At 65.3% G+C, this 20,502-nt stretch carries 19 protein-coding genes; 8 read left to right on the forward strand and 11 right to left on the reverse strand.

Annotation, left to right across the window (positions count from 1 at the left end; all coding sequences use genetic code 11):
* Positions 1-17: 17 nt before the first annotated feature.
* The 4 genes from Hrd1104_RS10965 to Hrd1104_RS10980 all read right to left on the reverse strand — a co-directional run bounded on the left by Hrd1104_RS10965 (position 18) and on the right by Hrd1104_RS10980 (position 4,867).
* Positions 18-1,700, reverse strand: coding sequence for a sensor histidine kinase (locus Hrd1104_RS10965; protein WP_154552798.1), 1,683 nt, complete (start codon positions 1,698-1,700; stop codon positions 18-20).
* On the reverse strand, positions 1,697-3,349 hold the full coding sequence (locus tag Hrd1104_RS10970) for a PAS domain-containing protein (RefSeq protein WP_154552799.1): 1,653 nt from the start codon (positions 3,347-3,349) through the stop codon (positions 1,697-1,699). The genes Hrd1104_RS10965 and Hrd1104_RS10970 overlap by 4 nt, the downstream gene beginning before the upstream one ends.
* A 153-nt stretch (positions 3,350-3,502) precedes the next feature.
* Complete coding sequence (locus tag Hrd1104_RS10975) at positions 3,503-3,934, reverse strand: winged helix-turn-helix domain-containing protein (protein ID WP_154552800.1); 432 nt, start codon at positions 3,932-3,934, stop codon at positions 3,503-3,505.
* 186 nt (positions 3,935-4,120) lie between these two features.
* Positions 4,121-4,867, reverse strand: a complete 747-nt coding sequence (locus Hrd1104_RS10980; RefSeq protein WP_154552801.1) for an SDR family NAD(P)-dependent oxidoreductase — start codon at positions 4,865-4,867, stop codon at positions 4,121-4,123.
* Between the two features lie 415 nt (positions 4,868-5,282).
* Between Hrd1104_RS10980 and Hrd1104_RS10985 the strand changes: the two genes are divergently transcribed.
* Positions 5,283-5,858, forward strand: coding sequence for a response regulator transcription factor (locus Hrd1104_RS10985; RefSeq protein ID WP_154552802.1), 576 nt, complete (start codon positions 5,283-5,285; stop codon positions 5,856-5,858).
* Between the two features lie 504 nt (positions 5,859-6,362).
* Here the strand turns inward: Hrd1104_RS10985 and Hrd1104_RS10990 are convergent.
* The 6 genes from Hrd1104_RS10990 to Hrd1104_RS11015 all read right to left on the reverse strand — a co-directional run bounded on the left by Hrd1104_RS10990 (position 6,363) and on the right by Hrd1104_RS11015 (position 12,096).
* Positions 6,363-7,679: a DUF6498-containing protein gene (locus Hrd1104_RS10990; protein WP_154552803.1), complete on the reverse strand. Its 1,317-nt coding sequence runs from the start codon at positions 7,677-7,679 to the stop codon at positions 6,363-6,365.
* A 74-nt stretch (positions 7,680-7,753) separates the two neighbouring features.
* Positions 7,754-7,957 carry a helix-turn-helix transcriptional regulator gene (locus Hrd1104_RS10995; protein ID WP_154552804.1) on the reverse strand — a complete coding sequence of 68 codons (204 nt, stop codon included), beginning with the start codon at positions 7,955-7,957 and terminating at the stop codon, positions 7,754-7,756.
* A 3-nt stretch (positions 7,958-7,960) separates the two neighbouring features.
* Complete coding sequence (locus Hrd1104_RS11000; protein WP_154552805.1) at positions 7,961-8,377, reverse strand: DUF2178 domain-containing protein; 417 nt, start codon at positions 8,375-8,377, stop codon at positions 7,961-7,963.
* A gap of 115 nt (positions 8,378-8,492) precedes the next feature.
* Positions 8,493-10,229 (reverse strand): hypothetical protein, encoded by a 1,737-nt coding sequence (locus Hrd1104_RS11005; protein WP_229770470.1) that lies wholly within the window; start codon positions 10,227-10,229, stop codon positions 8,493-8,495.
* A complete protein-coding gene (locus Hrd1104_RS11010) occupies positions 10,222-11,025 on the reverse strand; it encodes an ABC transporter ATP-binding protein (RefSeq protein WP_154552806.1) in 804 nt (267 codons plus the stop codon). The genes Hrd1104_RS11005 and Hrd1104_RS11010 overlap by 8 nt, the downstream gene beginning before the upstream one ends.
* Positions 11,026-11,253: 228 nt before the next feature.
* Complete coding sequence (locus tag Hrd1104_RS11015) at positions 11,254-12,096, reverse strand: DUF6159 family protein (RefSeq protein WP_229770471.1); 843 nt, start codon at positions 12,094-12,096, stop codon at positions 11,254-11,256.
* A 388-nt stretch (positions 12,097-12,484) separates the two neighbouring features.
* On the opposite strand from Hrd1104_RS11015, the gene Hrd1104_RS11020 reads away from it, so the two are divergent.
* From Hrd1104_RS11020 to Hrd1104_RS11045, 6 genes are all read left to right on the forward strand, one after another.
* Positions 12,485-12,913: a hypothetical protein gene (locus tag Hrd1104_RS11020; RefSeq protein ID WP_154552808.1), complete on the forward strand. Its 429-nt coding sequence runs from the start codon at positions 12,485-12,487 to the stop codon at positions 12,911-12,913.
* Between the two features lie 196 nt (positions 12,914-13,109).
* Positions 13,110-13,865 carry an endonuclease NucS domain-containing protein gene (locus Hrd1104_RS11025; protein ID WP_154552809.1) on the forward strand — a complete coding sequence of 252 codons (756 nt, stop codon included), beginning with the start codon at positions 13,110-13,112 and terminating at the stop codon, positions 13,863-13,865.
* A gap of 54 nt (positions 13,866-13,919) precedes the next feature.
* Positions 13,920-14,960 (forward strand): tRNA-intron lyase, encoded by a 1,041-nt coding sequence (gene endA / locus Hrd1104_RS11030; protein ID WP_154552810.1) that lies wholly within the window; start codon positions 13,920-13,922, stop codon positions 14,958-14,960.
* 204 nt (positions 14,961-15,164) lie between these two features.
* Positions 15,165-16,775: a tryptophan--tRNA ligase gene (locus Hrd1104_RS11035; protein WP_154552811.1), complete on the forward strand. Its 1,611-nt coding sequence runs from the start codon at positions 15,165-15,167 to the stop codon at positions 16,773-16,775.
* 121 nt (positions 16,776-16,896) lie between these two features.
* Positions 16,897-18,291, forward strand: a complete 1,395-nt coding sequence (locus Hrd1104_RS11040; protein ID WP_154552812.1) for a response regulator — start codon at positions 16,897-16,899, stop codon at positions 18,289-18,291.
* A 64-nt stretch (positions 18,292-18,355) separates the two neighbouring features.
* Positions 18,356-19,168, forward strand: a complete 813-nt coding sequence (locus Hrd1104_RS11045; protein WP_154552813.1) for a molybdopterin-synthase adenylyltransferase MoeB — start codon at positions 18,356-18,358, stop codon at positions 19,166-19,168.
* Between the two features lie 161 nt (positions 19,169-19,329).
* Here the strand turns inward: Hrd1104_RS11045 and Hrd1104_RS11050 are convergent, their stop codons facing one another.
* The gene (locus tag Hrd1104_RS11050; RefSeq protein ID WP_154552814.1) at positions 19,330-19,626 is read right to left on the reverse strand and encodes a DUF6432 family protein; all 297 of its coding nucleotides are present in this window, start codon (positions 19,624-19,626) and stop codon (positions 19,330-19,332) included.
* A 152-nt stretch (positions 19,627-19,778) separates the two neighbouring features.
* Here Hrd1104_RS11050 and Hrd1104_RS11055 point away from each other — a divergent pair, with 152 nt between their 5' ends.
* Positions 19,779-20,498 carry a hypothetical protein gene (locus Hrd1104_RS11055; RefSeq protein ID WP_154552815.1) on the forward strand — a complete coding sequence of 240 codons (720 nt, stop codon included), beginning with the start codon at positions 19,779-19,781 and terminating at the stop codon, positions 20,496-20,498.
* Positions 20,499-20,502 lie beyond the last annotated feature (4 nt).

Below are 20,502 nucleotides of genomic sequence, written 5' to 3' on the forward strand. Positions count from 1 at the left end.
GTGGCCGGCGGTCGACACTAGTCGCCCTCGGTCGGGCCGGGGCGGGCTACGGTATCGAAATCGGGGAGGTCGACGAGCACGACACTCCCGCGTGGCTCCCGTGTCTCGAAAGAGAGGCTACCGCCAAGCCGTGTCACGGTCCAGGCGACCAGCCACAGGCCAACGCCGCTCCCGTGTCTGACCGGGGTCTCTTTGCCTTCGAGGAGCACGGCCCGCTCCTCGGGTGGGATCCCCGGCCCATCGTCTGCCACCGCGATCCGTCCACCATCGGCCGTCGAGCGGACGTGGATCGTCACCGACGGCGTCGCACGGTCGGTGTGTGTCACGGCGTTGTCGAGTAGCTCTTCGAGTACCAACTCGATCGCGTCCGGGTCAGAGCGAATCGAGACGCTGTCGGGGACTTCGAGCGTTATATCGGCGTCCATCGGCCCCGTCCCAACCGTCCGGGCGATCGCAACGAGGTCACACCGCTCCCGTTTCAGTCGTGCCTCCGTCAACACGCGTTCGGATCGGTCGACTGTATCGGCAAGGTCTACCAGCCCGGTCGCGAGCGTCTCGATCCGATCGAAATACTGGCTCGCCTCCGCTGTTGGCAGGCCCTCCTCACGGATCGGTTCGGCGAACCCGCGAATCGCGTCGAGGTCGTTGCGAAGGTTGTGACGGATGACTCGATTGAGAACCTGAATCCGCTGTTTGCGGGTTTGGCGGTCCGTGACGTCCGCAAACCGGTAGGCTTGGCCGAGTACGTTACCGTCCGTATCGGTGATCTCGGTCCGGTCGACGACGAACTCGCGTCGTCCGGCCGTCGTCTGGAGGGTGAGTGGCCGCTCCTCGGGAAGAGAGTCGGGGATGTCCGCGACGGCGGCAAGAGATCGTTTCCGGAGTCGGGTCGGCTCGACGCCGAAGGTGCGCTCTGTGGCCCGGTTGACGTCAAGCAGTCGTCGGGATCGATCGACGACAACCACGGGAACCGACATCGCATCGAGGGCCGTCTCGCGGGCGAGATGGCCGGCCGCAGCACCGCGCTCGAAGGCGTCGGTGCCGAAGGCGATCCAGGCGAAAATGGCGACGACGGCCGCGATCTGGACGAAGGCGAGTAGATAGATCGACTCCTCACCCAGTTGCCCCCCGTAGCCGATCGCAAGCGGGAGGAACGTGATACCGAGTCCCGCAAAGACGAACGCCGCCCCGGACCCGGCCGGCAGATCGTCGTATGTCACGGCCGAACGCACGAGCAACACCACACCGAGCAGCCCCAGGGAAAAGACCGTCATCTGCAAGACGAACGTCGTGAGCGCGGCCACTCGCCCGAGCGGGCCTAGCTGCATCCGGCCGGTCTGCTGAGCCCACGTGATCGCCGTACTTGCGACCGTCAAGCCACCGAGGAGTCCGAGTCCGACCCAGCGACGCGACGTGATCGACGGCCCCCGGCCGGTGTACTCGAAGACGAACGCGATCCAGAGTAACGACGCGAAGGCGTACCCGCCGATGAGCAGCAACTCGCTGAGGGCAGTCAGTTCGATAGGGACGATGCCGGACCGGCTGAACGCGATCGCCCCGCCCAGAATTCCCAGCAGGACGGCAAGCAGTCCATACGGGACGATCCCGGGATGGCGATGGCGGCGGGCGGTGCGTCCAGCGATCAGGACACCGGTCGCGACCACGAGAACACCGAGAGCGGCCCAGCCGAGTTGGCTCACCGACCAGCACCCCCGGTGACGACGGTGTGCCCGTCTTCGCGTGTCTCGTTGTGGGGGAGTGCGAGGACCACCAGCCGTCGCCCGGCGTCTGTCCGTCTCACCGACAAGGAGCCGCCGAGTTGGTCGAGTGCCAGGCGCGTGACCGCCAGTGGCAGCGCTGGCGTACGTCGCCTACCGCCTCGATCCGTCGCTACCGGTCGATCGTCGGCGATCCGGATCGTCGGCTCCCCACTGGCGACGCTGATCTCGACGCGGGTCGCCGCGTGCGAGCAGGCATCGGCGAGGACCGGTTCGAGCAGGGACGACAGCAGCGCCTGGCTGACGGTCGTGTCGATGGCCTCGCCTTGGACAGCGACCGCCACCGATCGATCGTCCGCGGCCGCGATCGACTCCTGGAGGTCCTGAACGACGGGCTCGACGGCGAGTCGCTGGTCGGCGCTGGCCGGTCCCTCGGCGATAGCACGCTCGATCGATCGCGTCTGGGCGATGAGGGTCGTCAGTTCGGTCGTATCGGTCCAGATGCGATCCGCGACGGCCCCAGTGTCAGTGGCTGTCGCTGCCTGCGGGGACGCCTCCTGGGCGACTGCCACCATGCGATCGCGCATCACGTCGACGACGAACCGGCTGAGCAGCGTCAGTTGGTCCTCCCGCCGGCGCTGGTCGGTGACGTCCGTACAGCGCACCAGATGCCCGAACGAGCGGCCCCGGTCGTCGGTGACGACATCAGCAGTCACGGACAGTGTTGTCTCCTCGGCCAGTTCGATCCGGATCGGCTCCTCGGCTCTGGCCAGGCTCTCAGGATCGATCGCGGACGGGAAAAGCGAGGCAATCGAGTCCCCGAGAACTGACGCGCGTGAGACGTCGAACACTCGTTGTGCCGCGGGATTGAGGTCCCGCAGCCGTCCACGCCGATCGGAGATGAGAACGGCATCGGCCAGTTCCTCGACGACCCGATCACGGCCCAACACTCGGGCCGCCGGCGGCGTCTCGAAGACTGGATACCGGCAGACGGCAACCAGCAATAAGCCACTCCCGATCGACGTACACACGGGGAGAAGTAGCGGCCGTTCGAAGACCTGTGCGACGAAACTCCCGGAGACCAACACGACCGCTCCGGCAGACAGCAACAGCGGCTCCCGGAGAGGAACCGCCTGCTGTCCGACCGATAGCCAGACGAGTAAGAAGACGCCGATCGTCACCAGAAATCCGATCAGGAGGTACGTCACCGTCAGCAATTGAAACGCGATCGTCGAGGGGTCCCCGATCGTGACCGCGACGATGCCGATGGTTCCAACGGAGACCACGGCGACAATGCCAGTGGTAACGCGGTTGAGGCGCCGTGAGCGGCCCGTGTACCGAAACGCAAACAGGACCCACAGCCCGCCGACGATGACCGCGGTGGCCGTAGCGAGGAGGACCCACGTCGTCGACTCGAAGTCCCAGCCCGTCACTGCGAGGGCCGCATTCGGCGGCGTGAGATCGGCGACGAGCAAGTGACAGACGGTCCCGACCACCACAGCCACGCTCACACCGAGGAGCGCCCGGGCACTGGCCCGTTCCCGGTCGGCCAGGAGCGCTGCGAACAGCCCAACAGCTACGCCCGCCGCGAGGGCAGTCATTCCAAGCCGGAGTGCGGTGAACAACACCATGGGTCAGTCGATCCGGAGGGATCGGCAGCCGCCTGCAACGAGCCTCACAGCGACGAATTGGCGGACGACTACGGCCGATCGTCAGCGCGTGGTTTCGAGTGACAGCCGGGGACACTTGGATGCCAGGGGTGAGGAAATGGTACCGTGATGCGGTCAGTCGTTTGCTGGCACGGGTGTCGACTGCTCGACTTGGGGGCTGGCCGGCAGAGCGGATTCGAGGACGACAGCGACCGCTTCGTCGTCGATCGTCACTGAAATGGACTCGACGACGGGGCGATAGACCTTGTGGTGGTGGCCGTCAGCCGCGTCGATCCGACGCTCGGTCTCGAGCAGGCCAACTTCGAGAAGTGTGTTGAGTCGGCGAAACGCAGTCGGCCGGGACATGGCAGTCGCCGCCGCGACTTCCCGTCCGCTTCGTGGACGATCGAGCACGGCTTGGAAGGCTGCCCGCGTGTACTCGTCGCCGAGCGCGTCGAGCAGTGCCGTCGGATCGTCGTGGTGCCATTCGTCGTCTCGGTTCTTCGCGTGTGGGGCCGCTTTCGGAGCGTCGGGACCAACTCGGGGCCGGACTGGTTCGCTCGACATCGATACGTTGAGACAGACAGCCCGAACTGGTATCGATAGCAGCTAGCTATCGAGGTCCCGGCGACCAGCACGATCTAGTTATATAGATCCAGAACGGTGGCCCACGGATGGTCACGAGAGTGCCAGACCGGGCCGAGGAGAGAAAACGACCGCACGGCGACGTCGGTGTGCCGACAGACGCTCGGACTACTGGCTGGTATAGCCGCCGTCGATAGCCATCGCTTCGCCAGTGACGAACGAAGCGTCCTCCGAACAGAGCCACACGGCGGCGTCACCGATCTCTTCGGGCTGTCCGCCTCGGCCAATCGGCGTGGCTGCGATCGCCCGGTCGACAAACTCCTGGTTGGTATCGGTCATCGGCGTCTCGATCAATCCGGGACAGATCGCGTTGACGCGGATCCCTTCAGCCCCGTACTCCAGGGCCGCGTTCTTCGTCAGGCCAATCACGCCGAACTTACTCGCCACGTACGGGCTGACGTGGCTTAGCCCGACCTGGCCAGCGATCGAAGACGTGTTGACGATCGACCCGCCGCCACCCTCGAGCATGGCAGGGATCTCGGCTTGCATGCACAGGAACACGCCCTTCAGGTTGACATCGATCACGCGCTCCCAGGTATCGAGAGACTGATCGGCGGTCGGTGCACGCTCTCCGTCGATACCCGCGTTGTTGAACGCAAAGTCGAGACCACCGTAGGTCTCGACAGCCGTCTCGACCATCGCATCGACGGCGTCGGGATCGCTGACGTCCGTCTCGACAAACGTCGCCTCACCGCCTGCCGCCTCGATTTCGGTCACTGTCTCCGTCCCGGCTTCGACGTTGACGTCGGCCACCACGACCGCGGCGCCCTCCCCAGCGAAGCGCTTTGCAGCCGCCACACCGATCCCGGTACTCGCACCTGTCACGATCGCCACCGAATCTTGGATGCCATTCATCGTACGACGGCAAGGACTTCGATCGATTCGATGATAGTACAGTGGATACTTCCAGAACCGATGAAATATGCCGAAATTTTAACCGATCGTGACACTATTTTCCAAGTTTGGAACGCTAAACGGAGACCTATTGCTCGTACCATTTGGCATCCCGATAGTTAGTGAATAACTGTATGATAGTATACGTAGAAAATAGCGTAACGTACCCAAAGGAATGCGCTATGGCGATCGGATCGGAGCCACTGACAGAATGGCAGAGTAGCGACACCATCGAGTCGTCAAACAGAACCGAGAGGAGGCGGGACGGGCGCTACTCGGTTGTGAGCGAGGCTGGCTCGAGGGCGGAAGAACGAACGGCGCCCCATCTTGCTGGAAGGACCGGCATTTATAGGCGGTCGCCGTCCAACTGTGACCGATGGGTGCCACCGAAGAGCTCCCGCAGGCGTTGATCGTCGACGACGAGCGGGAGGTCGCCGACGCCTACGCACTGCGTTTGCGCGGACTCTGTGACGTCGAGACCGCCTACGACGGCGAAAGCGCCGTCGAGATCGTCAGCGATCGCGAGATCGACGTGGTGTTGCTCGATCGACACATGCCCGGTCTATCCGGCGACGACGTTCTGGCGGAACTGGAAGCGATGGATTTTGCCGGTCGCGTCATCATGATCACCGCGATCGATCCCGACTTCGACATCCTCGACATGCCGTTCGACGACTATCTCTGCAAGCCGGTCGACCGCGAGGACGTCCGGGCGGCCGTGACCCAGCAGTGTACGATCCTCGGCTACGCGACGCTCGGAGAGTACTTCAGCGTCGAGGCCACGCGCCAGGTTATCGCGGCCGAGCTCCCGGCCGAGCAGCGGGAGTCCCACGAGGCGTATCAGCACAGCCACCAGCAGGCACGACAACTACAACAGCGTGCGCGCCGGCTGCTTGGCGATGCGGAGGCCCTCCTCGACGCGTTCGACGATATCGCCCGCGGGAGTCGGTAACCCGCCCAGCGGCCCGCCACAGTGGCCGACCAACGCGGCCTCGGTGGCCCCGGTTGCCAGCACGGCCAAAAGCAGTCGGGAGGTGGGGGAAAGAGCGTGACGGCCGTCGGACGGGGAAAGTGGGGGCGACTCGCTGCCCGCCAACCGGGCGGGCAAGCGAAGCGACGGCGGGATGGACCATCAAGCCCCGGACCGGATTTCTGCCCGTGAAACAGTCCGCGACGAGCGGGAGGTCGCCGCCGGAAAGGGCGTCGGCGAGGCCTCTCAACGCCGGGAACTGGCTGTCGAGTTTCGCTCGTGGGTGCTGGAAACGTGGGCACGGACGTCTGACAGCGAGTCGAACCGACGAGAGCAGTGGGAACATTTCAGCAGCGCCATTGTGATATCGCCACATCTCACCGGACACGAGCCACGACTATATACCTAACAGACGGTCAAACGCGTGTTTGAGCCAGTCGCTCTGTCCGAGCGCCGAGCAACCGCCAGGGTCGCAGGCGCGTTCACTCAGTCCTCGTCGTCGAGACGCCACGAGAGACCAAGCGTCTCGACGATCGAACGAGGCTCCGAGAGGTGCGGAACGGTCATCGGGACACTCTCGTTGGCATCGTCGTCGGTGTCGACCGATTCGGGGACCGGGACGAACAGCTCGACTGTCGTCTCGTCCGTCGCGTAGACGTCGAATTCGAGGGACGCAGTGCCAAGCAAGCGATCGAGCCGTCCCGCAGAACGGGTCACCCCGGTGACCGTGTGGGCGTCCAGTTTCGCCTGTGGTTCCTCGAGCAGTCGGTCGTAGGCCACCAGAACGTCGTCGTAGCAGTAGTATTCGAGCGTCCCGTACCGGAAATAGCGGATTGTCGCCCGCAATGCGACGAAGAACCCACCCAGGCCGAGGCCAACGACGACGATCCCGACGCTCGATGCGAGCACGCCAAAGCCGACGATCAAAGTGGTGACGAACCCGATCGAGCCCGCCAGATAGGCACCGCCGTGAAGCAGGGCGTCGACGATCGCCGCCCGCTGACTCATCGAGGTCCGGAGACGTGGTTCTCCCGCGGGCATCTCGACCGGTTCGGGTTCGATCTCGGTACGTTTGCTGCCGTACAGCAGCGAGAACAGACTCCGGCGATCGTCGTCACGTTCCAGTCGGCTCGCCCGGATGTCGTAGGCGAGTTTGCCGATCGCGAGGGCGAGAACCGACCGCCCGGGATCGAGGATCGCGGTCGTGTTTACGGTCGATTCGAGGCCGAGAAAGACCATAAACAGGAGACCAACGACGAAGAGGTACTTGAACGGCACGAGAAGCAAGGATCGCGGAGAGTGTTCGCGATACCCGCTCTCACGGAAGTACTCGCGGTAGGTGTCGATCCCGCGAGTGAGAAAGACGGCGGCCCCACCGAGGAGGAACGCGGCCGCATCAGCCTCGGTGACCGTCGGTCGCGTCAGAGCGAAGGCAAAAAAGGCCAGTCCCACGACGACGGGCGCGATGACCACCGAGAAGACGAGCGTCGGGAGATTGCGCGGATACACTGGGGGGAGTGGTCCCGGCAGTCGGATGGCCCCTCGCTTTTCCTGTAGCGGCCCGAGCAGTCTAAAGCGGTCGTCGATGGCGTTGTTGGGTCGCTTGTGGGCGAAGGGGATTTGCACAATGGTCCAGACGCAGATCGCGGCCAGTTCGGCCTGATAGACGAGCAACAGCGCCGTCGGTGACCACCCAAAGAAGACGACGCCGGCGATCGGGACGAGATTGCCCACGACGACGGGGAGATCACGAAGCCAAGCAGGTGCGGGCAACGAATCGGTGATGGAGGGGGCGGCGCGCACGTATCGAGGTTACAGGCCGGAATTGGCTTCGGTTTGTCGGTCGAGCAGTTCGGCGGTGGTCACTGGATCGGGACTCACGGATCGATCTCGACCGGATCGAAGATATCCTCGATGGCACACTCGAAGTGCTCGGCCAGAGCGAAGGCCAGTTCCAGGGACGGATCGTAGCGATCGCGCTCGATCGCGTTGATCGTCTGGCGGGTCACACCGACTGCCTGGGCGAGCTCGCCCTGGCTGAGGCCCTCGGCTTCCCGCCGTGCAGAGAGGTCGTTGCGCATCGGTCACTCCATCTGTTTCGCGATCCCGAAACAGACGCCATACAGCAAGAACAGCGCCGAGAGTGTGAGGACGATGCCCGAGACGACACCCGAGATCTCGACGATATCACCGGCATCGAGCACGTATAGCGCTGGGAGCAGACTCAAACCAAGGACCATCGTGATCCCGACGAGCAACCCACTCGCCCGGTTGTGGAGGTGGTAATCGCGCTCGTCTTGCAGCGTCCGGTCACTCCACAGCGGTGCCCCCACGGCGATGCCGCCCCCGAGCCACGCCCCGAGCATGTAGACGACCGCCCCGGCGAGGTGCTGGTCGAGGACGAACCCGGCCAGGAATCCGAGGATGGCGACGGCGGCGATGCCGTAAACGAGTCCACGGTAGCGCTGGCGCGTCAGTTTCGGTCCGTTGGTAGTAGTCACGATTGAGCTCCGTCTCGTAGTAAAGAGTGGTTTACACCGAGATAATAAAGGTGGCGTCATCCGGCTTCTGGTGAGACGGGTCGATCGGGAACGAGAGAGAGGCGAGCGGCCACAGTCACGGGAGTTGGTAGGTTTCGAGACGATGGACGGCCAGCCGGTAGGCGAGCGGAACTGCGAGGACAGCACTGGCGAGGACGAGCCACCCACCCGTGGTAACCGTGCCAGGACTGACGTCGAGTCCGAACGGTAGCCACCGCGACAGCAAGACAGCGCCAAGCACCCGGGCGGTCTCCTCGACGGCGACCACGATCGCGAGGACGATCGTACTCAGTGCGATCGAAAAGAGCGTGTAGGCACGCTTGCTCGGCGGTGTCGCCCGCCGAGCGCCGTCGAGACTGAGCCCCTCGAAGCGTGGAAAGACCGAGCCAATACCACTGGCAAGGACAGCGCTTGCGCCGACCGCGGCAACGCCAGTCACGCCGAGGGCGGCCAGCACGGGCGGGGAACTGCCAGCCAGGTAGCCGACCCCGAGCGCGATGCCGACGGTCGGGGCAGCGGCGATCAGCATCGCCGCCAGGACAGTCCCATGGACGACGTGCCGACCCCGGGCGGGGGCCGTCAGCAACGCCGGGAGCGTCGCGCCCTGGATGCCCAGTGGGTTCAGCGGCACGACCGCACCGGCCGCCCACGCGCCGTACCAGACGACGAACCAGGGGAGGTACCACGGGACGGTGCCGGTCGTCAGGGCGCGCTCGACGAAGAGGATCGCGGCCAGCAACGGCGGGGCGACGAAGACGAACTGGAAGGGCGACCGGACCGCCCGGCGGAGTGTCGTACTCGCGACGCCACGCGTCGCGGGCGCTCGACAGAGCCCGGCGAGGACGGCATCGAGCCGGGAATCGGGGGGCGTCTGGGGAGTCGAATCCGCGTCGACGGTCGTACGGGTCGGATCCGCCACCCACGCGTAGCGAGCGACCGGGACCGAGAGAATCGTGCCACCGACGACGGCAAGCGGGCCGACAGCGAGGAGGGCAAAGACGTCGACGGCTGGCACACCGGCACCGGGTGTCGTCGCGAACGCGAGCGCGCCGAACCACGTCAGCGGGGGTGAGGTGAGAACCGGCTGGAGACGGACGATCAGGGTGAGCAACTCACCGGTCACCGAGAGTGTGACGTACGCGAAGCCGATCGCGACACCGAACAGCGTCGCCAGCCGCCCCAGATTCGCCGAGCGACGGACAACGCCTTTCAGCGCCAGGCCGATCGGGTAGCCGACGGCGGTCGCCGTCACCGGAACGAGCACGGCTGTGGCGGTGATCCCGACCAACGGGAGCGGTGAGCCAGTCCCGGCGACGAGCCCCGCGCCGCCGGCCAGGGCCAGGCCGATCGTGTACACCGAAAACTTCGCCGCGGCCGAGAGCAACAAGCCGCCGATCACGTCCGGGGTCGGCCGGATCGTCAGGTACTGCCCACCGTGATCGAGGTCACCGTTCGTTCCGAACGCGTCTGCCGCCAACAAGACCGTCAGGAAGAGCCAGACGACGCTGGTCGCCACGACGAGCCACGGTGGCAGTCCCTCCCCGGCGGCCAGGGCCGCGCCGACATCGCTCGCGACCGCGTAGGTCTGGACGAGAAAGAACACGCCCATCACGCCCACGACCGCCATGAACGCGAGCCAGAGGTCCTGCTGTCTGACCCAACGGTACCCCCGAAGCAGGTCGATCCGGGCGATCTCTACACTCCGGGCAGGGACTGGCACGAGTGAGTTACGTCTGCCTGCTGGCGAGCGGACACCGGGGTCGTCCGAGACGTGCGCCGAGGACCCCGAGAGGCTGGCAGACCCATCAGCCATCCGCCCCGCCTCCATCAGTGGCTGGCTGGGTAGCTGCCGAGGCCGGCTGGTCAGGGGCTGGGCCGTCCCGTTGGGCCGTGATCTCGAGGAACGCCGTCTCGAGGTCGGGCGATGCCGCGGCCTGCTGTTTCAATTGTGCGGGCGGGGCCTCGGCGACGAGGGTCCCGTCGTCGATGACGCCGACGGTGTCGGCCAGCTCTTCGACGACCGGCAGGATGTGCGTCGAGAGAAAGACGGTCATCTCGCGGGTGACGAGATCGGCGATCGTGTCCCGCACAGTGCGGGCGGCACGTGGATCGAGGCCACTCGTGGGTTCGTCGAGAAAGACCACGTCGGGATCGTGAAACAGCGCCGCGATGATGCCGACTTTCTTGGTCATCCCCGTCGAGTAGGTTTCGATGCGCTTGTGGGCATCGCCAAGCAGACCGAACCGATCGAGGAGCGTCTCGATCCGTTCGTCGGCCCGAGCGTCTGACATGCCCTGGAGGCGGGCGACGTGGCGCAAGTGTTCCCAGGCAGTGAGCTCGTCGAAGACTGGCGGGTCGGCCGGGAGATAGCCGATCTTGTGGGTCAACGCCGGCCGATTCGAGAGGGACACGCCGGCCACTTCCCCGGATCCGGCTGTCGGTTCAGTGAGGGCGACCAGCAGTCGCATCGTCGTGGTCTTGCCGGCCCCATTCGGCCCGAGGAAGCCGTAGACGCTCCCTCGTGGAACCGACAGCGAAAGGTCAGCAACGGCGATATCGTCGCCGTAGCGTTTCGTGAGGCCGTCGGCGACGATCGCAGGGTCGGTCACGAGCTATCACTCCGCGCGGACAAACGATCGGCGGGCAGGCGTCGACAGCGTGGCGATGCGTGCCGCAGGGACCGTGGTGGGAAGTCGTCCAGCATGGGTGTAAATTACTCTTTACAGTAAAGCATGTTTTACACAGGTGCATAAATGTGGCGACGATGTGACACGGCGAACAATCGACAGCAGTTGCTCAGGGGCTGTGGAAGTGGCCGACCCCCGCAAAACGACCGCTCAGATCCGACCGGAACCGCCGCCACGGGAGGCGGTGGTCGAAGACGGTCCGTCGGTGCCGAGTTCGCCAAAGTCGATGCCGTCGAAGTGTTCGGGCGCGGTACGCTCGGTCGCATAGACGTACAAGGCAGTTCTGGCGATCCCGCTGAGGGCCTTACCGAGGAGCAAGCCGATGACGATAGCGGTGCCACCGACCAGCAGTGTCGCCACCAGCTGGACAGTCCCCAGGCCGGTCGTGGCCACGTAGGTGATCGCACCGAGGACAACGCCGACGAGTGCCAGGAGGAGCGTCACCACGTCGATCGTGGCCAACGCGCCGATGGATTCACCCCAGGTGTCCTTGAACGTCCGCGCGCTCTGTTTGAACATCGAGGTGACCGAGGGGTCTTCGAAGACGATCACCGGGACGACGAAATACGTCATCACGCTCCAGGCGACGGCGAAGACCGCGGCGAGCAGGTGGGCGACGAGATTGTCCTCGCTCTCGATTGCGCGGAGAATCACGCCGACGATCGCGGCGATGATCGACCAGGCAAGCAGTGGCAATTTCCGCTGCCAGGCGGCCGCCAGAGCGGCACGGATCGACGGGTCCTCACCACGGAAGGCGGTCCGGGTCGCCGCGATCAGTGCCGCCGTGAAAAACGACGCGAGGAACGTCTCGACGAGGTACGCGACGAACAGCGCACCGAAGATCGCCAGACCGGGTTCTTCGAACACCGGCCCAGCCACGAGGAGACTCCCGAACAGCGTCAGGAGAAACGCGATACCGGAGAGCGCACCGAGCAGTGGGAATACGAGGAGTTTCGGATGGGTTCTGAGCACGCGACCGCTCCGGCGTGCCATGCCGAACCCGATTTTGAAGCGTCTGAAAATACCCATGCCCGCGTTTCCGGACGGGGACGGATAAAGGCCAGACACAGTTTCCCAACGCGAAACGCTGGACAACCCGTATATGACACACCGTCCGAAGAGGACAACGAACGCAGTATCGACGATCGGTCCCGACGCCCGTAGAACGAGACGTCGACCCGTTGCCCCACGTCAGGAATCCAACCCATGCCCGCCACGTTCGCCTCCGTCGGCATCGAACTGGGCCGAAGCGTTCGTCTCCCCCGGCTCACGTCGGGCGGGACGTCGGTCCCTTCCAGACGAGGCTACAGCGAGCGAAGAATCGAGAGACAGAGTTGGCAAACAGTGCCCCGAGCGATTGCCAGCGGCGACTCCCGAACCGATGGCTGACAGACGCCAGTTCCTCACAGCGGTCGGAAGCGCGCTCGGAGTCGCATCGATCCTCGCCTGGTCCGGACCGGGGGTGCTCGACGGGACCGAGCCGACACACCCAGGCGGGACGGTCGTGATCGAGAACGTGGCCAACCGGTCGGTACGGGTCTCGATCACGGTCCTCGAAGACGACTGCGAGGCGGCGCTCGAAACGACGGTCCCCGGCGGCGAAACCCAGGTCTACCGCGAGTTCGTCGCTGCCGAGGCGGGGACCGTCCTCACCCTCGCGGCACACCTCGGCGACAGTGGCAGCCCGAAGACGATGGAATTTCTCCCTGCCGGCGGAGAGACCAACGCCCACCCGGAAGTGGCCCGACTGACGATCCACAACGCCGTCGAGGGGGACGCCGACTGGATCGTCGAGCCGGGCACACGGTGAGAGATGACACTGGCCTCTCGGAACGGCGGCAAACACGAGCGGTACCCGACAGGGTGACCGACCGCCATGAAGCGGCGAGCGGGCCGCGACCAGCGGCAGCATGGGACGGAGACACCGGAGATTGAGGCTGGTCGATCCGGGCCGCAGGGGTCGATCGTGCCGTTCGTTTATACCGGAGAGGGCGGCCAGCGGGCGTATGCACGATGGCATCTACGTCGTTGCCGGAGAGTGTACGACTACCTTCGACGGCTCGCGGGTTCGCGAGCACGAACAGCGCGGCCAGGTACTGGTGGTCGTCAAACCCGACAACACCGTGTTGGTCCACGACGCCGACGGCTACCAGCCGATCGCCTGGCTCACCCGCGCCGAGACGGTGACGATCGACGGGGCACACCTCGTTGCCAGCGACGGCGACCAGCGCCTCGCGGTCACGATTCACGACGAAACGGCGAGCGGTCGCTACCCCGCAAGCGCCGCCGGGACGCCAGTGGGCGAGTGCCCGGATTGTCGTGATGTGCTGGTCCGGGTCGCCGACGCGGTGGTCTGTACGGGGTGTGACGCCCGGTACGGACTCCCCGGCGACGCCGAGGTGCTCGAGACCGAGTGTGAGTGTGGTCTCCCGCGGATGCGAGTCGAACGAGGCCGGGCGTTCGAAGTCTGTGTCGACCGGGACTGTGAGTCGATGGACCAGGCCGTCACCGAGGCCTTCGATCGGGAGTGGGACTGTCCGAACTGCGAAAGTGCCCTTCGGATCATTCGCCGCGGTGGGTTGCTCGCTGGATGTGAACAGTACCCAGCGTGTGACACGGGATTTGCGTTCCCAGCCGGTGTCGTCGTGGACGAATGTGACTGTGGCCTGCCGCTGTTCGAGACGGCCGGCGGGCAGCGGTGTCTGGACGCGACCTGTGAAGCCTGGCGGACACCGGAATCAGAGACACCGGCGAACGCCTGAGGCACGCCGAGGGCGGACCGCAGGCCCTTTGATCCCGCGTTAGAACCTCAGTACATGGAACTGGTCCTCGAAAGCGGTGTCGTCCGTGGCGATGGCAGGGCTCGCGAGCAGTTTTACGACTCGCGAGGGTACGGCCGGCCGGTCGCGGAGGGCCTCGAACTGGCCCCCGTCGAGGCGGCCCACCTGCTGTATCGAAGCGACATCGAGTCCGTTCGAGACGCGGAAAGCGGTGAATCGCTGGACTTCCGGGCACTGCTGTCCTCGGCTGCCGTCTCCGAGATCGACGTCCTCGTGTATAAGGACTTGCGGGACCGGGGCTTTTACCTCTCGCCGGCACGGGACGGCTGGGTCGACGATCCTTCGGGGGCGGATTTCGTCGTCTATCCTCGTGGGAACGGCCCCTGGGACGAGGAGGTGGCCTACCGCGTGCGGGCCGAAAGTGAGCGGACAGCCGTTTCGGCGGCCTCGCTCGGCGAGAGCGTCCTGGCGGTCGTCGACGAGGAGTCGGCGATCACGTATCTCGAAACCGATTACCCGACTGTCGAGGGCGCTTCCGGGATCGATCTACCGACCGACGTCGAGGCCGACCTGCTGGGCGATCGGGTGCTGGTATGGGACCCCCCGTCGAGACTCTACCACGAAGGGTTCTACGGACAGCCGCTGGACGACGATGCGGGCAAACCGCTCCAGCTCTCACTGGTCGAGGCCGCGGCCCTGGCCGGGCGTGGCGTGCTCGAGGTCACCGGTGGCGAGGACGCGATCGTCGAGTGTGGCCGTGAGGTCGAAGGCGAGCGATTCGACCGCCGGCTTGCAGTCTACCGCGCCCTCCGGGACCGTGGCGTCGTGCCCAAGACGGGGTACAAGTTCGGTGCGGACTTCCGGACCTACGCTGACGTCGACACCGTCGATTCACTGGGCCACTCCGAGTTGCTCGTCCGAGTGCTGCCCGCCGACCACGCGTTTTCGCCGCGTGACCTCGCGCTCGACGTACGCCTCGCACACGGCGTCCGCAAACGGATGGTGTTCGCACTGGTGAGTAGTTCCGACAGCAAGACGGACATCGAGTGGCTCGAAGTCGGCCGACTGACGCCGTGAGGATGGAAAACCATTAAAGCCCTCCTGGTGGAGACGTACGCACATGGCGTCCACTTCCCCCGACGGCCGTCGCTGGCACCCCCGGGAAGTGGACAGTGTCGCCGTCGCCGGCCGGCGGGCGTAACTCGTCGCCCGGCGGGCGATGCTCCCTCCGCTTTCTCGGCCCGGTGGTTGCAGACTCCAATCACGCAAGACACGACAGCAATGACGCGAGATACACACTCCGACGACGAATCGATAGACAACCAACAGGGCGGGCCGATAGACCCACATCTCCGCACTGACGGCGGGGCCGCCGCCGGCGCAGACGACACGACGCTTGATCCGTGGGGGTCTTCGACGGTCGCCGATTACCGCAATCTCTTCGAGGAGTTCGGCATCGAGGAGTTCGAGACGATACTCCCCGAAGTGCCCGAGCCCCACTACTTGATGCGCCGTGGCGTCATCTTCGGCCATCGGGACTACCGACCGGTCGCCCGCGCGATGCGCAATGGCGACCCCTTTGCGGTCCTCTCGGGGTTCATGCCGACCGGCGACCCCCACATCGGCCACAAGCTGGTCTTCGACGAGATCATCTGGCATCAACAGCAGGGCGGGGACGCCTACGGGCTGATCGCCGATCTGGAAGCCCACGCCGCCCGCGGGCTCACCTGGGAGGAGATCGACGAGCACGCCCGGGATTACATCCTCTCGCTGCTCGCACTCGGCTTCGACCCCGAGGAAGGGACGCTCTATCGACAGTCCGAGAACCGCGAGTTGCAGGACCTGGCCTTCGAACTCGGCGCAGAGGCCCGCTTTGCCGAGTTCGAGGGGATCTACGGGTTCGACGGTGAGACCGACGTCAGCCACATGCAAAGCGTCGTCACCCAGATGGCCGACATCCTCTACCCACAACTCGCGGAGCCAAAGCCGACCGTCATCCCGGTCGGCCCCGACCAGGACCCACACATGCGCCTGGCACGGGACGTCGCCGCCCGGACGCGATACTTCGGCGTCACGGCGGCCTACGCCTCCTTCGAGACCGACGACGAGGAACGGCAGCTCCTCGCGGCGGCCTACGAGACGCTCACAGCACAGCATCCCGACCAGACCATCCGGTGTGGCGACGCCGCTACGTATCTGGACAACGGGCGGGATCGCGACGCCACCGATCCCGACGCGATGACCGTCGATCGCGTCATCACGATGCTCCGGGAAGCTGGAAAGGAACCACTCCGGCCCCGGGTTCGGTTCCTCGATCGCAACGCGACCGAGGCGGCCTTCGAGGCGCTGATCGAAGCCATCGACGGCGAAAAGCGCGTCTACGACGAACACATCGACGCCTTCGACCTGGACCACGCCGAAGCCGAGCAACTCGCTCGCGAAGTCGAACTCGACCACGGCGGCTATGGCTTCCTGGCGCCATCCTCGATCTATCACCGCTTTATGACCGGGCTGACCGGCGGGAAGATGTCCTCGTCGGTCCCGGCGAGTCACATCAGCCTGTTGGACGACCCCGAAGACGGGTACGACAAAGTCAAAGCCGCGACGACGGGTGGCCGCGAGACAGCCGACGAGCAACGCGAGAAGGGCGGCAAGCCCGACGAGTGTCCGGTCTACGAGCTGTACGCGTATCTCCTGGCGAACGACGACGACGACCTGGCGACCGAGGTCTACGAGGAGTGTGCCGGCGGCGAACGCCTCTGTGGCGGCTGTAAAGAGCAGGCCGCCGAGCTGATGGCACGGTTCCTCGAAGACCACCAAGAGGACCGCCAAGAGTGGGCGGAGCGACTCGACGACCTCGATATGTCGTTCGATTCGGCCCGCAAGCGGTGACGTGGCTGCAGAATAAAAGCGTTCGCGGAGCAGTCAGCAACCGTTAAAGGAGACAACCGAGGCCTGGGGGGCCTGGCGTGACGGGGATAGAGATTTGGCACCGTGTGCTGAATGGGGGCGTATGGACGGGCCGGTTCGGATACTACAGGTCGACGACGATCCGCAATTCGCCGAAGTGGTCGCCGAACTACTGGCCAGCCACAGCGACCACTTCGACGTCGAGATCGAATCGGACCCGGCAGCCGTGCCCGGTCGGCTGGCGAGTGATACCTTCGATTGTGTCGTCAGTGACTACCAGATGCCCGGGGTCGACGGTCTACAGTTACTCGATCGGGTCCGCACACGGTACCCGGATCTTCCGTTCGTCCTGTTTACGGGCAAGGGCAGCGAGGAAATCGCCAGTGACGCCATCGCCGCCGGCGTCACCGATTACGTCCGGAAGGGGACTGGCACCGAGCGGGTGGCGATCCTGGCAAACCGCATCGAAAACGCCGTCGAGCAGCACCGCGCCCAACAGCGCCTCAGCGATCAGACACGATCACTTCGCCGAAAAGACCGGGTGCTCGAAGCCATTCTCGAACACGTCCCGGTACACGTCTACGTCAAAGACGAGCAGGCCCGCCACACCTGGGTCAGCGACTACGGCTTCGGCTCACCGGCCCTCGTCGGGCAGACTGACGCCGAGTACTTCGACGCCGAGTGGGCCGAAGAAACCACCCGCGAAGAACTCGAAATCATCGAGACCGGCGAACCGATCGTCGATCAAGAGCGGTACGACCCGGAACGTGACATCTGGGTTCGGAACACGAAAGTCCCCTGGCGCGACGAGGACGGGGAAGTGACTGGAGTGGTCGGGGCGACCTGGGACGTGACCGAACGGGAAGACGCAAAGCGGGAGTGTGACCGCTATCACTGGCTGGTCGAAGGACTCCGGACCGCCGTCTCCCACGAGCTGCGAAATCCGCTTCAGTTGGCGGCCGGTCGCCTCGAACTGGTCACCGAGGACTGCAACAGCGAGCATCTCTCGACGGTACTCCAGGCACACAGGGATCTGGAGGCGCGCATCGAAACGACGGTCACGCTCGCGGAAGCCGGCGAGCCGGTCGACGAGACGTCGACCATCGACGTCGAGACACTGGCGCGAGAAAGCTGGGATCGCCTCGACACTGCGGGCACGCTGGCCGTCGATGGCGACCCGACGATCGAAGCCGAGGCCAAGCGACTGGAGCAACTCCTCGAGGAGTTGCTCGAGAACGCCGAGGTCCACGGCGGTCCGGAACCGACGGTGACGGTTCGCGAGACCGCAGCGGGTTTCGCTGTGACCGACGAGGGGCCGGGTCCACCGGCGGGCGAGCACGATCGACTGTTCGACGTCGGGTACACGACCGAAGCCGACCGGCACGGCTACGGACTGGCGATTGCCCGGACGATCGCCGAGGCTCACGGCTGGTCGATCGATATCGACGACAGCGGGGGCGAGACGCGAGTCGACGTGAGGACCCAAGCCAGAGAGTGAGACGCCCCGAGCGATCGGTCGGCTGGAACGACCCGCTTATGATCCAGGCCCCCCAGGCGTAGGTATGGCGGCGTCGCTCGATCCAGCGCAACTCGATCGCTACTCCCGGCAGATCGTCCTCGAATCAGTCGGCCCAGACGGCCAGGGGCAACTGCTCGACAGTGCCGTATTGGTCGTCGGCGTCGGCGGACTCGGCGCGCCGGTCGTCCAGTATCTGGCCGCCGCCGGCGTTGGCCGGCTGGGGCTGGTCGACGGCGACGTCGTGGAACGATCGAACCTCCAGCGACAGGTCGTCCACGGAACCGAGGACGTCGGGCGGGCGAAAGTCGACAGCGCCGCGGCGTTCGTCGGCGATCTCAACCCGGACGTCACGGTCCAGACCCACGAGACGACGCTTTCGGCCGAGAACGCGCCGGCCCTCATCGACGAGTACGACGTGGTTGTCGACGCGACCGACAACTTCCCGGCTCGGTTCCTCATCAACGATGCCTGTACGCTGACGGGCACGCCGTTCGTCCACGGTGCCGTCTATCGCTTCGAAGGACAGGTCACGACCTTCGACGGGACCGGTCCCTGCTACCGGTGTCTGTTCCCGACGGCCCCACCGGAAGATGCCATCCCCGACTGTGCGACGGCGGGCGTTCTCGGGATCTTGCCCGGCACGATCGGGACCATCCAGGCGACCGAGACCATCAAACACCTGCTTGCGCTGGGGGACTCTCTTCAGGGCCGCGTGCTCCACTACGACGCGACGACGATGAACGTCGATGAAGTCCCGCTGCAATCCCGGCCGGAGTGCCCGATCTGTGGCGACCAGCCGGCCGTCGATTCGGTCCAGGCCGTCACCTACGAGGGCGACTGTGCGATCACAGAGTGAGCGACGAGCAGCGGGTCCGACACGTATTCACGAAAGGCCAACAAGCAAGGACTGTTGGGATCGGCTGGGGCCTGCAGTGGTATCGACGCCCCGTGGCGCGGCCCCTGTCGACTCAGTTATTGCCGAGCCCACTCCACTCGGTGGTCGCGGCGAGGACGAATTCAAACGCCAAATTGGTCGCGAACGCGCTCGAAGAGTGATGGGGATTGCTCGTCCGACTCCGGCCCGATCACGTCCTCGTCGGGGACGATGACTGTCCGACCGTCGTCTTCCTCGGTCGCCTCGATCAGGTCGTCGGCTTTGAGATCGGCCAGGGCCGTCTCCAGGCGGTCGATGTCGACCGAGACACGCGACCGAATCTCGAAGACAGTCATGCCGTCCTCGGCGCGTTCGGCGAGCGCATCGAGTACCGCGACCTCAGTCTCCTCACGCGTGCGGTACTCCGGCTTGACTTGCATATCGCTGTGTTCGAGGCGATGGGATTTACGCTTGTTCCCGGCACGGCCCAGCAGAGAACCCGAGGATCGAACGACGGCGTCCTCGTTCGAAGGGGCACCGACGACTCCGCCAAGCAGTACGCTTTTAACCTGTAGGCGGCGACTTCATGGCAATGGGTATCAAGTGTTCGCTGTTCGGACACGCGTTCGGTGAGGCGGCCGTCGAGCGCGAGCGCCAAGAGCAAGGGAGCGAGGTCGTCATCACGATCCGGGAAGTCGAAACGTGCGAGCGCTGTGGCGAAACGCGCGTCGTCTCCGAGAACAAGGAAGTAACGACCGTCGAAACGCCCGACGACGTGGCGTTAGGAGCAGCCGACGCTGCAGACGAGTCAGAAGCCGAGGACCCAGCCGAGAGCGACGCCGAGATCGTCGACGCAGAAGCGGGCGACGATGGCGGGACCCCCGATTCTGGCCCCGAGGAAGCAACCGTCGAGCCGCCGACGTCGGCGGCCGAGGACGACGGTGTCATCCTCGAAGACGACGACGAACCCGAGCAATCGGGTCGTGACCCTGGGGAGTGGCCCGAAGAAGAGACCGCGGAACCGGAGGCCGAACCGCCGGTGGATCTGGAACCGCCCGAACAAGAGCTGTCTGTCGGCGAGGAGTCACCGTCGGTCGAGGACCACGCCGAAGAAGCCGACTCGGCCGTCTGGTCGGAGACGGCACCCGATCTGGATGGCGAGCAGGCCAGTGAGACGACGGCAACCGTCCCGGACGGGCAGTTCCAGTGTAGCGAGTGTGCGTTCAGTACCTCGGTCGAAGCCTCGTCGCTCCGCGCTGGGGACTACTGTCCGGAGTGTCACCGGGGCACACTCGTCCACGAGGCCGAGTGATCGA

Source organism: Halorhabdus sp. CBA1104 (genome assembly GCF_009690625.1).
In the GTDB taxonomy this organism is placed as follows: domain Archaea; phylum Halobacteriota; class Halobacteria; order Halobacteriales; family Haloarculaceae; genus Halorhabdus.

Bases quoted from the DNA above. Each gene is read 5' to 3' on its own strand.
- Hrd1104_RS11005 (WP_229770470.1), bottom strand. From the start codon at position 10,229: ATGGCTGATGGGTCTGCCAGCCTCTCGGGGTCCTCGGCGCACGTCTCG.
- Hrd1104_RS10985 (WP_154552802.1), top strand. From the start codon at position 5,283: ATGGGTGCCACCGAAGAGCTCCCGCAGGCGTTGATCGTCGACGACGAG.
- Hrd1104_RS11025 (WP_154552809.1), top strand. From the start codon at position 13,110: ATGCACGATGGCATCTACGTCGTTGCCGGAGAGTGTACGACTACCTTC.
- Hrd1104_RS10980 (WP_154552801.1), bottom strand. From the start codon at position 4,867: ATGAATGGCATCCAAGATTCGGTGGCGATCGTGACAGGTGCGAGTACC.
- Hrd1104_RS11015 (WP_229770471.1), bottom strand. From the start codon at position 12,096: ATGGCACGCCGGAGCGGTCGCGTGCTCAGAACCCATCCGAAACTCCTC.
- Hrd1104_RS10995 (WP_154552804.1), bottom strand. From the start codon at position 7,957: ATGCGCAACGACCTCTCTGCACGGCGGGAAGCCGAGGGCCTCAGCCAG.
- endA (WP_154552810.1), top strand. From the start codon at position 13,920: ATGGAACTGGTCCTCGAAAGCGGTGTCGTCCGTGGCGATGGCAGGGCT.
- Hrd1104_RS11045 (WP_154552813.1), top strand. From the start codon at position 18,356: ATGGCGGCGTCGCTCGATCCAGCGCAACTCGATCGCTACTCCCGGCAG.
- Hrd1104_RS11035 (WP_154552811.1), top strand. From the start codon at position 15,165: ATGACGCGAGATACACACTCCGACGACGAATCGATAGACAACCAACAG.
- Hrd1104_RS10975 (WP_154552800.1), bottom strand. From the start codon at position 3,934: ATGTCGAGCGAACCAGTCCGGCCCCGAGTTGGTCCCGACGCTCCGAAA.
- Hrd1104_RS11055 (WP_154552815.1), top strand. From the start codon at position 19,779: ATGGGTATCAAGTGTTCGCTGTTCGGACACGCGTTCGGTGAGGCGGCC.
- Hrd1104_RS11020 (WP_154552808.1), top strand. From the start codon at position 12,485: ATGGCTGACAGACGCCAGTTCCTCACAGCGGTCGGAAGCGCGCTCGGA.
- Hrd1104_RS10970 (WP_154552799.1), bottom strand. From the start codon at position 3,349: ATGGTGTTGTTCACCGCACTCCGGCTTGGAATGACTGCCCTCGCGGCG.
- Hrd1104_RS11040 (WP_154552812.1), top strand. From the start codon at position 16,897: ATGGACGGGCCGGTTCGGATACTACAGGTCGACGACGATCCGCAATTC.
- Hrd1104_RS11050 (WP_154552814.1), bottom strand. From the start codon at position 19,626: ATGCAAGTCAAGCCGGAGTACCGCACGCGTGAGGAGACTGAGGTCGCG.